The 13,954-nt window shown below is 68.0% G+C and carries 14 protein-coding genes; 11 read left to right on the top strand and 3 right to left on the bottom strand.

Annotated features, from left to right (window positions below):
- Positions 1-55: 55 nt before the first annotated feature.
- Entirely contained in the window at positions 56-727 is a 672-nt protein-coding gene (locus BST15_RS17140; RefSeq protein WP_046191178.1) for a GAP family protein, read from the bottom strand.
- A gap of 317 nt (positions 728-1,044) precedes the next feature.
- Between BST15_RS17140 and BST15_RS17135 the strand changes: the two genes are divergently transcribed.
- The gene (locus BST15_RS17135; RefSeq protein ID WP_234708358.1) at positions 1,045-1,320 is read left to right on the top strand and encodes a hypothetical protein; all 276 of its coding nucleotides are present in this window, start codon (positions 1,045-1,047) and stop codon (positions 1,318-1,320) included.
- On the opposite strand, the gene BST15_RS17130 is transcribed toward BST15_RS17135, so the two are convergent.
- Complete coding sequence (locus BST15_RS17130) at positions 1,301-1,915, bottom strand: TetR/AcrR family transcriptional regulator (protein WP_046191180.1); 615 nt, start codon at positions 1,913-1,915, stop codon at positions 1,301-1,303. The genes BST15_RS17135 and BST15_RS17130 overlap by 20 nt on opposite strands.
- A 99-nt stretch (positions 1,916-2,014) precedes the next feature.
- On the opposite strand from BST15_RS17130, the gene BST15_RS17125 reads away from it, so the two are divergent.
- The 10 genes from BST15_RS17125 (at position 2,015) to BST15_RS17080 (ending at position 13,226) form a co-directional block, all read left to right on the top strand.
- Entirely contained in the window at positions 2,015-2,761 is a 747-nt protein-coding gene (locus tag BST15_RS17125) for a nuclear transport factor 2 family protein (RefSeq protein ID WP_046191181.1), read from the top strand.
- Positions 2,762-2,888: 127 nt separating this feature from the next.
- Positions 2,889-5,435 (top strand): ATP-dependent chaperone ClpB, encoded by a 2,547-nt coding sequence (gene clpB, locus BST15_RS17120; RefSeq protein WP_046191182.1) that lies wholly within the window; start codon positions 2,889-2,891, stop codon positions 5,433-5,435.
- A gap of 159 nt (positions 5,436-5,594) precedes the next feature.
- Complete coding sequence (locus BST15_RS17115; protein ID WP_046191183.1) at positions 5,595-6,830, top strand: PecA family PE domain-processing aspartic protease; 1,236 nt, start codon at positions 5,595-5,597, stop codon at positions 6,828-6,830.
- A gap of 157 nt (positions 6,831-6,987) precedes the next feature.
- A complete protein-coding gene (locus BST15_RS17110) occupies positions 6,988-8,202 on the top strand; it encodes a PecA family PE domain-processing aspartic protease (protein WP_046191184.1) in 1,215 nt (404 codons plus the stop codon).
- 86 nt (positions 8,203-8,288) lie between these two features.
- Positions 8,289-9,170, top strand: coding sequence for a trehalose monomycolate transport factor TtfA (gene ttfA, locus BST15_RS17105; RefSeq protein ID WP_083071072.1), 882 nt, complete (start codon positions 8,289-8,291; stop codon positions 9,168-9,170).
- A gap of 45 nt (positions 9,171-9,215) precedes the next feature.
- Positions 9,216-9,992 carry an SDR family NAD(P)-dependent oxidoreductase gene (locus BST15_RS17100; protein WP_046190548.1) on the top strand — a complete coding sequence of 259 codons (777 nt, stop codon included), beginning with the start codon at positions 9,216-9,218 and terminating at the stop codon, positions 9,990-9,992.
- Positions 9,979-10,527, top strand: coding sequence for an orotate phosphoribosyltransferase (gene pyrE / locus BST15_RS17095; RefSeq protein ID WP_046190547.1), 549 nt, complete (start codon positions 9,979-9,981; stop codon positions 10,525-10,527). The genes BST15_RS17100 and pyrE overlap by 14 nt, the downstream gene beginning before the upstream one ends.
- Positions 10,528-10,544: 17 nt before the next feature.
- Positions 10,545-11,438 (top strand): hypothetical protein, encoded by an 894-nt coding sequence (locus BST15_RS17090; protein WP_046190549.1) that lies wholly within the window; start codon positions 10,545-10,547, stop codon positions 11,436-11,438.
- Positions 11,435-12,091 (top strand): TrmH family RNA methyltransferase, encoded by a 657-nt coding sequence (locus BST15_RS17085; protein WP_234708357.1) that lies wholly within the window; start codon positions 11,435-11,437, stop codon positions 12,089-12,091. The genes BST15_RS17090 and BST15_RS17085 overlap by 4 nt, the downstream gene beginning before the upstream one ends.
- Positions 12,092-12,107: 16 nt before the next feature.
- A complete protein-coding gene (locus BST15_RS17080; RefSeq protein ID WP_046190545.1) occupies positions 12,108-13,226 on the top strand; it encodes a glycoside hydrolase family 76 protein in 1,119 nt (372 codons plus the stop codon).
- Positions 13,227-13,246: 20 nt separating this feature from the next.
- On the opposite strand, the gene BST15_RS17075 is transcribed toward BST15_RS17080, so the two are convergent.
- Entirely contained in the window at positions 13,247-13,939 is a 693-nt protein-coding gene (locus BST15_RS17075) for a DedA family protein (protein WP_046190544.1), read from the bottom strand.
- Positions 13,940-13,954 lie beyond the last annotated feature (15 nt).

The following is a 13,954-nucleotide window of genomic DNA, read 5'->3' as shown; positions in this document are numbered from 1 at the left end:
CCATCGGAGGCCAACCACCGGTCACCCGACTGACCAACCTCCCTGGACATCACAGCTAGAGCGCGTCAATCCCGTTGTAGACCACCATCGCACCGATGAGCACCAACACGACCGCGATCAACGCGGCGTGCTGTTGTTCCATCCAGTCCTTGAGTCTGATCAGGGCCGGGTCAAGGCGGTGACTGGCCGCCAGGTAGCCCAGAACCGGGATCGCCACCGAGGACGCGGCGAGTGCGACGAAGAAGACGGCCGACGGCCAGCTGTCGGTAATCCGCATTCCAGCACTGCCGATGGCCAGGCCCGCCGCCGCGCACATGAACAACACCTCCGGACGAAGCACGGCCAGCACCGCTGCCGTCACTCCGGCGCGCAAGGGGGCCATCGAGGTGAATGAACGCATCCAGCGCGGCATCTCACTGGGGCCGTGCCGGTTCACCCACCGGTAGACGCCGAAGGCCATCAGTGCCCCACCGACCACGATTCGCAGCCACGAGGCCCAGGTGGGCGGCGACTTGTGCAGCCCGCCCAGCAGGCCGGAGATCGCGATGAAGGCGACGGTCAGAGCCGCCAGGGCCGCTACCCAGCCGATCAGAAAGGCCAGTCCGGTCTGGCGGGGACGTTCGGAGCTCAGCACCAACACCGCCGGGATGACGGTGAGCGGTGAGAGCGCCACCACCAGGGCGAGCGGGATCAACGCGGTCCACACCGAAGCCAAACTGCTCGTCATAGCAGCACCGTAACGGACGTGTCCCTCGTGGCCGGGTAGCGACGAACCCGGTCTTGTTTGATACCCATACGGGGTATAGGTTCATGGAACAGCTACGAGAGGCGGACATGTCTTCCACGTCAGAATGTCGCGACCGGCGGCGCCCGGCGAAGCTTGCGGAACGTCGCTTTGGGGCGGCGGGAGTGCTAGCCGCCCTGACCTGCACGCTCGCGTGTTGCCTGCCGGCGATCCTGGTGGCGCTCGGGGTCGGGGCGTCGGCAGTCGCCGGGGCGGGACACGCCGGCCATGGGGCCGGCCCATCCCGAGGGTGGTTGAACGTGGCCCTCGACGCGCTACATCGGGCCAGCCCTGTCCTGCTGATCGTCTCGATTGTGCTCGTCGCCACCGCCCTGGGGCTGCGTCGTCGGGTGGCGGCCTTGCCCGCACTTGTCGCCGGCGCGGTGCTGTACTTCAGCTTGCACGGGCAGGCCGATCCGGCCGTCATGTACGCCGGTATGGCGGTGGGCTACGGCGTCTGGGTGGCCCTGTACCTCTGGACGCGCCCGAAGGGCGGCGCGGCCGCCTGCGGGGGCGTCAGCTCGGTGACGGCGTAGTACCGCTGAGCTCAGCTCGAACCAGGCTGGTCGCGAACTTCACCAGTTCGTCTCGGCTGACGTGCAGCCGGCCGTCGGCCCAATCGAGCACCAAGGCAGTGAGTCCGCCCGAGAGTGCGCTGGCGCTCATGGCTTGAACCGCGGTGACCGTTGCGCCACCGTTGCCGGCCGGGCCGACCAGCGAGCTCAGCAGGCCGGGCAGGACATCGGCACGATGATCTGCCAGCAGGCTGCTGGACTGCGGCTCGCGCAGCAGGATCCGCAGGCGGCGGGAATCCTCCTCGAAAAAGGCCACCGCGCTGTTCAGTGCCACGCCGATCGGAGGCACCTTGCCGTCAGCGCCGACCATGAGCGTCAGCAGCTCGGCATTGCAGTGGTCATACACTGCCAGGACCAGTTCGTCTGTGTCGCTGAAGTTTTCGTAGAAGTACCGAAGGCTGAGCCCGGCCAGGCGGCAGGCGGCGCGCATGGTGACGCCGGCAGTGCCCCCAGTGCCCATCAGCTCGATTCCGGCCTGGATCAACTGGGCCCGTCGAACCTGGGCGCGGTCATCATGGGTCTGACCGCGCCATACCCGCGGCGCTCTTTCGCCCATGTGTACCTCCGAATTGTGGGAACGCTTGAGGATACGTTTCCGAACCTGATTAGGTTATAGGAATCAATTGATTCCTATAACGGCGGCAAGGCGGGTGGCATGTTCGATGAGGCATTGTTCCGGGAGGCCATTGCCCAGCCCAGGCTGCGGCAGCCGCTGCCGCAGTATCTCCCGGGCAATCGGGCCGGCGGAAAGGTCAAGGTGCTCACCGAGCCTGAGCTCAATGCCATGACTGAGCAGTGGTTCGTCGACCTGGACCGCAAGATCGCCCACTACGCCGACCGGGGGATCGACGTCGCCTTCGCGGCCGAATGGGCCAAGAAGTACTGGTGGAGCTGGCTGATGCGCGACATGTCGCTCAACCACGAGCTCTACACCCCCGACCTGCGCTACAAGGATCCCACCACTTTCGGGCGAATCATCGTGGGGCTGGAAGAGTTTGAGCGATACAACTTCTCGTTCCTCGACGCCATCCCGGACTGGCGCTACGACCCGCTTCCCGGGCAGATCTACTTCGACGTCACTCCAGAGGGGGAGACCCGAGTGGTCGTTCGCTACATCGGCAGCGGGCACTTCAGCGGCACCCTGCGCTTCTACCCCTACGACGAGTCGGCCCCGGCGATTCACGGCGTCGGCACTTTCGTACAGTGCACCGCGGTGGACCGGTACCACTTCAACGCCGACGGGCTGATGTACGAAGGGGAGACGCTGTTCGACCTGCTCGATGCCACCCAGTCGGCAGGGGTGCTGCCCTCGGACGACAGCTGGCTGTTCCGGGCGCTGATGAGCGCGTCACGGCTGCCGCGTTTGGTGCAGAACGCGCGCCGGACCCTGCGGCTGACCTAAGCCGCCGCACGTTCCCCAGAGAAAATTAAGTTGAGCGGAACAGACTCAACCTTGACGGCGTTGGACAACACGACAAGCATTTTCGGCGGGCCGCTGTCGGCCCGCTCTGACCCCGAATGGAGGTGTCGTGGACTCGTTCAACCCGACCACCAAGACGCAGGCGGCCCTGACCGCGGCTTTGCAGACGGCTGCCGCGGCCGGAAACACCGAGATCCGGCCCGCCCACCTGTTGCAGGCCCTGCTGACCCAGAACGACGGGATCGCCGCGCCGCTGCTTGAGGCGGTCGGTGTCGACCCGGCGACCATCCGCAGCGAGGCCCAGCGCCTGATCGACGTGGCGCCGCAGGTCACGAGTTCCAACGCACAGCCGCAGCTGTCGCGCGACTCGCTGGCCGCCATCACCGTCGCCCAGCAACTGGCCACCGAGATGGACGACGAGTACGTCTCGACCGAACACCTGATGGTGGGCCTGGCCACCGGCGACTCCGACGTCGCCAAGCTGCTCAGCGGCCACGGCGCGTCGCCGCAGACGCTGCGGGAGGCATTCGTCAAGGTGCGTGGCAGTGCCCGGGTCACCAGCCCGGACCCGGAAGCCAATTACCAGGCGCTGGAGAAGTACTCCACCGACCTCACCGCCCGCGCCCGCGAGGGCAAGCTCGACCCGGTGATCGGCCGTGACACCGAGATCCGCCGAGTGGTGCAGGTGCTGAGCCGTCGCACCAAGAACAACCCCGTGCTCATCGGTGAGCCCGGTGTCGGCAAGACCGCGATCGTGGAGGGCCTGGCCCAGCGCATCGTCGCCGGCGACGTCCCGGACAGCCTGCGCGACAAGACCGTTGTCGCCCTGGACCTCGGCTCGATGGTGGCCGGTGCCAAGTACCGCGGCGAGTTCGAGGAACGACTCAAGGCCGTCCTCGACGAGATCAAGGACTCCGCCGGCCAGGTGATCACCTTCATCGACGAGCTGCACACCATCGTCGGTGCCGGTGCCACCGGCGACGGCGCGATGGATGCCGGCAACATGATCAAGCCGATGCTGGCCCGCGGTGAACTGCGCCTGGTCGGCGCCACCACGCTCGAGGAGTACCGCAAGTACATCGAGAAGGATGCCGCGCTGGAACGCCGCTTCCAGCAGGTCTACGTCGGTGAGCCGTCGGCCGAGGACACCGTAGGCATCCTGCGTGGGCTCAAGGACCGCTACGAGGTGCACCATGGCGTGCGTATCACCGACTCGGCGCTGGTCGCCGCGGCCACGCTGTCCGACCGTTACATCACCTCGCGGTTCCTGCCGGACAAGGCGATCGACCTGGTCGACGAGGCTGCGTCACGCCTGCGCATGGAGATCGACTCCCGGCCCGTCGAAGTCGACGAGGTCGAACGGCTGGTGCGTCGGCTCGAGATCGAAGAGATGGCGTTGAGCAAGGAATCCGACGACGCCTCCAAGGACCGGCTGGTCAAGCTGCGCGCGGAACTGGCCGACTACAAGGAGAAGCTGGCCGAGCTCACCACCCGGTGGCAGAACGAGAAAAGCGCCATCGACGTGGTCCGTGAGCTCAAGGAACAACTTGACGCGCTGCGCGGTGAATCCGACCGGGCAGAGCGGGACGGTGACCTGGCCAAGGCTGCCGAGCTGCGGTACGGCCGCATCCCCGAGGTGGAGAAGAAGCTCGAGGAGGCGCTGCCCAAAGCCGAGGCCCGCGAGCAGGTGATGCTCAAAGAAGAGGTCGGTCCCGACGACATCGCCGATGTGGTCAGTGCCTGGACCGGTATCCCGGCCGGACGGCTGTTGGAAGGCGAGACCGCCAAGCTGCTGCGGATGGAAGAGGAACTCGGCAGGCGGGTGGTGGGGCAGCGCAAGCCCGTGCAAGCGGTGTCGGACGCAGTGCGCCGCAGCCGGGCCGGGGTGGCCGACCCCAACCGGCCGACGGGCTCCTTCCTGTTCCTGGGACCGACCGGCGTCGGCAAGACCGAGCTGGCCAAGGCGCTGGCCGACTTCCTGTTCGATGACGAGCGGGCCATGGTCCGTATCGACATGAGCGAGTACGGCGAGAAGCACTCGGTGGCCCGCCTGGTCGGGGCGCCTCCGGGCTACATCGGCTACGACCAGGGTGGTCAGCTGACCGAGGCGGTGCGTCGCCGGCCCTACACCGTGGTGCTCTTCGACGAGGTGGAAAAGGCGCACCCGGACGTGTTCGACGTGCTGTTGCAGGTTCTCGACGAGGGCCGGCTCACCGATGGTCAGGGCCGCACGGTCGATTTTCGCAACACCATATTGATCCTGACCTCCAACTTGGGTTCTGGAGGCACCGAGGAGCAGGTGATGGCTGCGGTGCGGGCGGCGTTCAAGCCGGAGTTCATCAACCGGCTCGACGACGTGCTGATCTTCGAGGGCCTCAACCCTGAGGAACTGGTGCAGATCGTCGACATCCAGCTCCAGCAGCTGGCCAAGCGGCTGGCTCAGCGTCGGCTCACCATCGAGGTCTCGTTGGAGGCCAAGAAGTGGCTGGCGCAGCGCGGATTCGACCCGATCTACGGGGCGCGCCCGCTGCGCAGGCTCATCCAGCAGGCGATCGGCGACCAGCTGGCCAAGATGTTGCTGGCCGGCGAGGTGCACGACGGCGACGTGGTGCCGGTCAACATCGGCGTGGACGGAGAGTCGCTGGTCCTGGGCTGAGAGTTCGGTCACGTTGCGGCCCCCGGAAGCAGTTCCGGGGGCCGCAACGTGCGTCAGCGGCGCCTTTGCGGATGCGGTGTTGAACCTGATCGGTTAGCCTGGCGGTTACTGAGAGATTCCGGTGTTTTCCTGCACCGTTGTTCATCTGGAGGGGTCGCCATGTCAGCTCGTCGCCATCGTTTGGTGGGCGCCGTCGGTGCGGTGGGGGCCGTCCTGACGCTGGGCGCACCCGCCCCCGCCGCCCAGGCCGACTGGGATGACCTGTTCCAGCCCCTCATTGACGCGATCAGCTGGGCCGACCCGGGCATGGCCGCCGACACCGACCCCGGTGCCGCACTCGCCTCGCTGGACTCCCTGTTCAACGGCTGGTACCAGGACCTCATCTACACCCCCCTCAACAGCATCGCTCCCTGGCTGTTCGGATCGACGTTGGACCTGCCGGGCAGTGCCGCGGCCTACGGACCGGACACCCCGCTGGCCGATCTGCCGGACAGCTTCACCGTTCCGATGGACGTCAACCTCACCACCCAGCCGGTGATCAGCGTCTCCGTCGGCGGCGGCGCAGACGTCGATGTCCTGGTCGACACCGGTGCGGCCGGCCTGGTCGTGCCGATCTGGAACATCAACCCTTTCGGCATCACCGGCCTGCCCACCGGCTTCAACATGGGTCAGTTCGGTGGCGCACTGAACTACTTCTATATCGAGCTGCCCACCACGGTGACCTTCACCGGCGAGGGCGGGGACACCCTGACCGCCGACACCACCGTGGACGCCGTCCTCTTCGCGTTCCCGTCGGATTTGAACCCCTTCGGCTCCTGGTCCATCGAGAGCTACCTGGCCGGCTCCTCCACCGGAATCCTGGGCATTGGACCGAACGCGCTCGGGCCCACCCCCGACCACATTCCGACCGCCGATCTGCCCGGCACCCTGGGCAACGGCGTGCTGATCGACCAGGCCAACAACCAGCTGATCTTCGGCAACAACCCCTACGAGGGCGGCACCGTGATCAACGGGGCGCCATGGGCCCCCCTGTACGTGAGCATCAACGGCTCGACAGCCACGCAGGTCAACGGCGTCATCGATTCCGGCGGAGTCTTCGGCACCATGCCGTCTTCGGCGCTGGCAGGCTCGGGGGTGACACCGGTCAACGGCTACCTGCCGAACGGGACCGTGGTCCAGGTCTACACCTCCAGCGGGCAGCCGCTGTACCAGTACACCGTCGGCGTCACGCCCTACTCGGACAACCCGGTGGACGGCGCCGTTCGCAGCCCGTACGTCACCAACGGCACCAGCATGAACACCGGCAACTGGCTGTTCGGTCAGAACCCGGTCTACATCAACTACCAGGTGCCCGGCGGCCAGACCATCATCGGCGGCACTCTCATCGAGCCCTGATGCTGTGGCGGCCGGGAGTCCGCTGAACGGCCCACCTCGATGCTTGGCTGTTTCTTGGGCAGATCCCCTGGTGTTCTCGGCCCCTGGGTGAGTTAGCTGACCGCGATCGGCCACGGCGCAACAGGCGCCCGTGGATCGCGCGGGAAGGCCTTCGCACATGACAGCTGCTCGACGCCGGGCAGTCGGTATCGCCGCCACGGTGGGAGTGTTGCTGGGCTTAGACGCCGCGCCGGCGGCCCGAGCCGACATCGACGACCTCTTCCAGCCCCTCATCGACGTGCTCAGCGCGGTCGATCCCGGCATCGCCGCCGACACCGACCCCGGTGCCGCACTGGCCTCGCTGGACACCCTGTTCGACGGCTGGTACCAGAACCTCGTCTACACCCCGATCAACGACCTGGAGCAGTGGGTCTTCGGCGGAACCGCCGACGCCGGCGCGGCGGGCAGCGCCGCTGCGTCCGGCCTGGCCGCCACGATCCCAGACACCTTCACCGTCCCGCTGCAGGTCAACGCGGCCACCGAGCCAGTGGTGGACATCTCGGTGGGCGGCGGCGCGGCGGTGCCCGTGCTGGTCGACACCGGGTCCTCGGGCCTGACCATACCGATCTCGGACATCAACTGGGCCGGCATCACCGGCCTGCCCACCGGGTTCAACCTGGGCCAATACGGCGGCTCGCTGGACTACTTCTACGCCGAGCTGCCCACCACCGTCACCTTCACCGACGCCGCGGGGGCCACCGTCACCGCCGACTCCACCGTCGATGCGGTGCTGTTCGCCTTCCCGGCCGACTTCAACCTCTTCGGCCCCTGGTCAATAGGCGATTACCTCGGGCCAGCAAACGTCGACGGCGTATTGGGGATCGGGGCCCACGCTATCGGGCCGAGCCCCGATAACATTCCCACCGCAGATCTCCCCGGGGACCTGGGCAACGGAGTGCTGCTCGATCAGGCCAACGGAACCATGATCTTCGGCGACAACCCACTGACCGCCGGCACCACGGTCGACGGGTCGCCCTACGCCTCCCTCCTGGTGAGCATCGACGGCCAGCCACCCCAATCCGTCAGCGCGGTGATCGATTCCGGCGGGGTCTACGGCACCATGCCCTCGTCGGTGCTGGGCAACGTCACGCCGACCGCCGGCGGCTACCTGCCGGACGGAACCACGGTTCAGGTCTACTCGGCAGACGGTTCGACGCTGCTGTACTCCTACACGGTGAACTCCGCCACCGCCGGCTCCCTGAGCCCGAGCGTGGTCTCCGGCGATGGCGCCACGATGAACACCGGCAACATCCCGTTCGCCCAGCAGCCCGTCTATATCTCGTACACCAACGGGTCCACCATCTTCGGCGGATCCAACGCGATCGAACTGTGACGTTGACCTGCTGCAATAGGGCCGATACAGGGTTGTGATCCGTAACCATTCTCAGTTCGGGGCCGAGAACAGATACGCTAGGCGCAATGGTCCCGCTTTGGTTTACGCTGTCCGCGCTGTGTTTCGTCGGCGCGGCCGTATTGCTGTACGTGGACATCGACCAGCGGCGTGGCCGCAGCAGGCGCCGTAAGTCCTGGGCTCGCTCCCACGGTTTCGACTACGAACCCGCATCCACCGAGATCCTGCACCGCTGGAAGCGTGGCGTGATGTCGACGGTGGGTGAGGCGCCGGTGCGCAACGTGGTGCTCGGCCAGATCCGCGGAGAAGCCGTCTACATCTTCGACCTGGACGAAGTGGCGACCGTGATCGCATTGCACCGCAAGGTCAGCACCAACGTGGTCGTCGACGTCCGGCTCAAGGGCCTCAAGGAACCGCGTGAGAACGACATCTGGCTGCTCGGTGCTATCGGCCCCCGGATGGTGTACTCGACCAACCTCGACGCGGCGCGCCGGGCCTGCGACCGGCGAATGGTGACGTTCGCCCACACCGCCCCGGACTGCGCGGAAATCATGTGGAACGAGGCGAACTGGACGCTGGTGAGCATGCCCGTCACCAGCACCCGCGCCCAATGGGACGAGGGCCTGCGCAGCGTCCGCCAATTCAACGACCTGCTGCGGGTGCTGCCGCCGAACCCGCGCAGCCAGCCCGCCGATGCCGTCGGCGCCGCGGCGGGACGCCGCAACGGGCAGCCCAGTCGTCCCCTGGGATCAGCCGGCGCCTCAGAGGCGCCGGAGGACGGTGCGGGCGAGCAGCTTCCGGCGGCATCGCGGTCGGTGGCCCCGGCGCCGGGCGGCACCGCCCCGGCTCCCGAACCGCTGCCACGACGCCGCCCCAGCCGGGAGTCTTCGGACGTGCTGCACGCCCCGGGTGGCCCCAACGGTCGCCAGACCGCTCACCATCAGCGCTGACGGCCGACGCCGTTTGACGCCAGCGGCTTCGTTAGGCTGTCCGACATGTCTCGCCCCGTCGCCGTGGTCACCGGACCCACCTCCGGGCTGGGCGCAGGCTACGCCCGCCGCTACGCCGCTGACGGCTATGACCTGGTCCTGGTATCGCGTGATGTCGACCGCCTCGAGGCACTGGCCACCGAGCTTCGCGGCAGCCACGGCGTAGCCGTGGAGGTGCTGCCCGCCGACCTCACGGACGCTGACGGGCGAGCGCGCGTGGCCGAGCGCCTGCACGAGGGAGTGCGGGTGCTGGTCAACAACGCCGGCTTCGGCACGTCGGGGGAGTTCTGGACCGCGGACCCCAGCCTGCTGCAGTCGCAACTGGACGTCAACGTCACCGCGGTGATGCAGCTGACCCGGGCCGCGCTGCCCGCGATGATCGAGGCGGGCGCCGGCACCGTCATCAACATCGCCAGCGTCGCCGGGCTGCTGTCCGGACGCGGCTCGACCTACTCGGCGTCCAAGGCGTGGGTGGTGTCGTTCACCGAAGGCCTGGCCGGCGGCCTGCACGGCACCGGCGTCGGCATTCACGTCGTCTGCCCCGGCTACGTCCACACCGAATTCCATGAGCGCGCCGGCATCGACATGGCGACCCTGCCGTCGTTTCTGTGGATGGAGGTCGATGACGTCGTCACGGCGAGCCTGGCCGACATCGCGCGCGGCGAAGTGGTCAGTGTCCCCGGCCTGCAGTACAAGACATTGGTAGGTGTCAGCAGACTGATTCCGCGCGGGCTCTCGCGCACGCTGACCAACACGTTCGGGAGGGGCCGTGGCCGCACTTAACAACGACGAACTCCAGGAGCTGGCCGCCCTGGTCCGCGAGCTCTCGGTGGTGCACGGTCGAGTGACGCTGTCCTCGGGAGCCGAGGCCGACTACTACGTGGACCTTCGCCGATCCACCCTGCACCACCGCGCGGGCGCCCTGATCGGGCGCCTGGTGCGCCAACTCACCGATGATTGGAACTATGTCGCCGTGGGTGGCCTGACGCTGGGTGCGGACCCGGTGGCTACCGCGGTGATGCATGCTCCGGGACGTCCGATCGACGCGTTCGTGGTGCGCAAGTCGGTGAAAGCCCATGGCATGCAACGCCTTATCGAAGGTTTCGACGTGACCGGCCAGCCGGTTCTGGTGGTCGAGGACACCAGCACCACCGGTGGTTCGGCGTTGACGGCGGTGCGTGCGGTGCGTGAAGCCGGTGGGCAGGTGGTCGGCGTTGCCACCGTGGTCGACCGTGCCACCGGAGCGGCCGAGGCCATCGAGGCCGAGGGTGTGCCGTATCGCAGTGTGCTCGGGCTGGCCGAACTGGGCCTGGACTGATCGCCCCGAGGACGGTGGTGCGCAGACTGATCGCGGTGGTGGCGGCGTTGGCCGTCACCTGCGCGGCGGCCTGCTCGAGTTCCGCCCCAACCGGGCCCTACGGCGCCCAGGGCGCCCGCATCGACTCGGCCCTGACCGTGCTGGGTTGGGAGATGACCCTGTCCAACCTGCGGTGGGAGGTCGACTACGCCCTGATCGACGTCACCGCCCAGGTCGTGGACACCGACGCTCCGCACGCCGCGGCCGGTGATCTGCGTTTCGGCGTGTACGGCACCCCCGCGCATCCGATCGAGGCCACCGGCGTGGGCAGCTGCACCCTACTGGGGGAGTTGACGCCCACCCCGCTGTCGGCCAAGGACCCCGAGAGGTTGAACGGGACCGTCTGCCTGGGTCCGCTCAAGGAACGCAGTGCTGTGCGCGGGGTCTACGTCTACTCGCCCGCCGACCGGATCAAAGACACCACGGTGGCCTATGCCGCGGCCTTCCCGGTGGGGCTGGCGCCGGTCAACCCGGGAGACACCGGCCTGCAGCTCACCACTCAGGGCGTGGCGGCCTACCGGGCCGACGGCATGCCGCTGGGGCCGACGGCGCTGGGCGACCCGAAGGCCTTCACCGGCCTGGGCTATATGCTGCTCAACCTGTCTGCCGACGCGGTCGCCGGCCAATACCGCGACGAGGCCAAGGCGCGTGGCGGGCCGCTGATGCTGATCGCCGGTCCGTCGACGCCCATGCCCGGGCTGGGCCCGGATTGCCGGGCGGCCGGATCCTCGGTGCTGATCCTGCCCGAAGCGTCGCTGAACTCCGTGCACGTACCGACGTCGCTGTGCACGCACGGCGAGATCAACGCCGCGCTGCTGTACCCCTCGGTGACGGTGGTGGGCACCCACGCCGCCGTGTGGACCACTTCGTGAGCGACCCCAGCGATCCTCCCGGTCCCACCGAGTGGTTCGCACCGCCCAACGGGGTGGGACCGTGGCAGGGGGAATGGCCGAGCGATCCCCGCTTCGACCCGGAGCTGCTGCGCGACGGCGACCGCCGCAATGTCGTCGACGCCTACCGCTATTGGACCCGCGAGGCCATCGTCGCCGACATCGACAGCCGACGGCACCGGTTACATGTCGCGATCGAAAACTTCGGGCACGACGCCAACATCGGCTCGGTGGTGCGCACCGCCAACGCCTTTGCCGTGCACACCGTGCACATTGTCGGGCGCCGGCGGTGGAACCGGCGGGGCGCCATGGTCACCGATCGCTACCAGCGCCTACTGCATCACGAAACAGCCAGGGATCTCTTGGATTTCGCCACCCAGCACCGCCTCGCCGTTGTTGCGGTGGACAACGTGGCCGGAGCGTCCCGCCTGGAGCAGACGGTGTTGCCCGCCGACTGCCTGCTGGTGTTCGGCAGCGAAGGGCTCGGCATCAGTGACGAGGCCGGGGCCGGCGCGGACCTGACGGTCTCGATCGCGCAGTTTGGCTCGACCCGCAGCATCAACGTCGGGGTGGCCGCCGGAATCGTCATGCACGCCTGGGTCAGCCGGCATGGCCACCTCGACCAGGCCTGGTAGGGCAGGATCTGAGGCTATGGACCACCTCTGGGCGAACCGTGCCGAAAGCGCCGAGGCCGCTGTCACCGCGAGACACCTCAAGTCCCTTTGGCACCTGCCGGGCACCCAGCTCGGCGTCGTGGCCTGGCCGCCGATCCGGCGCGCCCCGCACTGGCACTACTGGTGGCAGGCACACCTGCTGGACTGCCTGGTCGACGCCCAGCTGCGTGACCCGCAACCCGAACGGGCGACCCGGATCAAGCGGCAGATCCGCACCCACCGGCTGCGCAATGTGGGCCGCTGGACCAACGCCTACTACGACGACATGGCCTGGCTGGCGCTGGCCATCCAGCGCGCGGCCGGCGTCACCGGTGTCGACCGGCGTCGCGCGCTGGGTACCTTGACCCGCGAGCTCACCGACTCGTGGATGCCCGAAGCCGGCGGCGGCATTCCGTGGCGCAAGGACGAGCAGTTCACCGAGCCGTTCTTCAATGCCCCCGCCAACGGCCCGGCGGGAATCTTCTTGGCCCGCGAACCCGAGTGGCTTGAGCGTGCGCAGCAGATGGGCGACTGGATCGATGCCACCCTGATCGACCCGGACACCCACCTGGTGTTCGACGGCATCAGGGGCGGCTCGCTGGTACGTGCTCAGTACACCTACTGCCAGGGAGTGGTGCTGGGGCTGGAGACCGAACTGGCCGCGCGCACCGGTGCGCCGCGACATGCCGAACGGGTCCACCGGCTGGTGGCCGCGGTCAACAAGCACATGGCCCCCGGTGGGGTGATCAAGGGCGCCGGCGGCGGTGACGGCGGGTTGTTCGCCGGGATCACCGCCCGGTACCTGGCCTTGGTGGCCACCACCTTGCCGGGGGAGTCCGCCGCCGACTCCCAGGCGCGCGACACGGCCGCCAAGCTGGTGCTGTCGTCGGCGAAGTCGGCGTGGGACTACCGGCAGTCCGTCGACGGGTTGCCGCTGTTCGGCGCGTTCTGGGACCGGATCGCCGCGGTGCCCCGTGCCGACGGTGCGGTGGCCACCTCCATCGCCGGCGCGGTGCACGAGTCCGAGGTTCCCGAACGTGACCTGTCGGTGCAGGTGGGTGGGTGGATGCTCATGGAGGCCGCGCATGTCGTCGCGGCCGGCGCGCCCACCCGTTGACTCTGCGCTGAGGGTGGGGGCTACTCGGAGTTCTGCGCCGTGAGCGCAGAGTCGGTGTCCGGGGTGGATGCTGCGCCGCGGCGACTGCGGAAGGCCTTCGCCGCCGCGATGGACGCCGGGATCATCGAGACGAACAGGATCGCCAGGACGATCTTTTCCAGGTTCTCGTGGACGAACGGCACGTTGCCCAGGAAGTAACCCAGCGTCGTCACCCCGCCGCCCCACAGCACGCCGCCGACGATGTCGAACGCCAGATACACCGGGTAGCGCATGTAGGACACGCCCGCCACCACTGGGACGAAGGTCCGGACGAAGGGCGCGAACCGCGCCAGGATGATCGCCCACGGCCCGTACTTCTCGAAGAAGGCGTGCGACTCGGTGACGTAGTGCTTTTTGAAGAAGCGGGAGTCTTCCTTCTTGAACAGTGCCGGCCCGATCCGGCGGCCGATGAAGTAGCCGCACTGATCGCCCAGGATCGCCACCACGGCCACTGCGGGCGCCAAGATCCAGATATCGGGCGCCAGTCCCTTGGCGGCCAGCAGGCCGCCGGTGAACAGCAGGGATTCGCCCGGCAACAGGGGGAACAGCAGGCCGGTCTCGATGAAGACGACCACCAGGATGGCCGGCAGTACGGCGCCGTGGAAGATGCCCCCGGCGCCCAGCCAGTACATCGGATCCAGGAAGCCGGGCATCGCGACCACGGTGGTGCTCATGAGGCACCAACATAC

It is taken from the genome of Mycolicibacter arupensis (assembly GCF_002086515.1).
Classification (GTDB): domain Bacteria; phylum Actinomycetota; class Actinomycetes; order Mycobacteriales; family Mycobacteriaceae; genus Mycobacterium; species Mycobacterium arupense.
This window is presented reverse-complemented; position numbering and strand designations above follow the sequence as displayed.

What these genes read in the sequence shown, in the direction of transcription:
- BST15_RS17100 (WP_046190548.1), top strand. Translation starts at nt 9,216, where the DNA reads ATGTCTCGCCCCGTCGCCGTGGTCACCGGACCCACCTCCGGGCTGGGC.
- BST15_RS17080 (WP_046190545.1), top strand. Translation starts at nt 12,108, where the DNA reads ATGGACCACCTCTGGGCGAACCGTGCCGAAAGCGCCGAGGCCGCTGTC.
- BST15_RS17125 (WP_046191181.1), top strand. Translation starts at nt 2,015, where the DNA reads ATGTTCGATGAGGCATTGTTCCGGGAGGCCATTGCCCAGCCCAGGCTG.
- BST15_RS17140 (WP_046191178.1), bottom strand. Translation starts at nt 727, where the DNA reads ATGACGAGCAGTTTGGCTTCGGTGTGGACCGCGTTGATCCCGCTCGCC.
- ttfA (WP_083071072.1), top strand. Translation starts at nt 8,289, where the DNA reads ATGGTCCCGCTTTGGTTTACGCTGTCCGCGCTGTGTTTCGTCGGCGCG.
- BST15_RS17130 (WP_046191180.1), bottom strand. Translation starts at nt 1,915, where the DNA reads ATGGGCGAAAGAGCGCCGCGGGTATGGCGCGGTCAGACCCATGATGAC.
- BST15_RS17115 (WP_046191183.1), top strand. Translation starts at nt 5,595, where the DNA reads ATGTCAGCTCGTCGCCATCGTTTGGTGGGCGCCGTCGGTGCGGTGGGG.
- BST15_RS17075 (WP_046190544.1), bottom strand. Translation starts at nt 13,939, where the DNA reads ATGAGCACCACCGTGGTCGCGATGCCCGGCTTCCTGGATCCGATGTAC.
- BST15_RS17110 (WP_046191184.1), top strand. Translation starts at nt 6,988, where the DNA reads ATGACAGCTGCTCGACGCCGGGCAGTCGGTATCGCCGCCACGGTGGGA.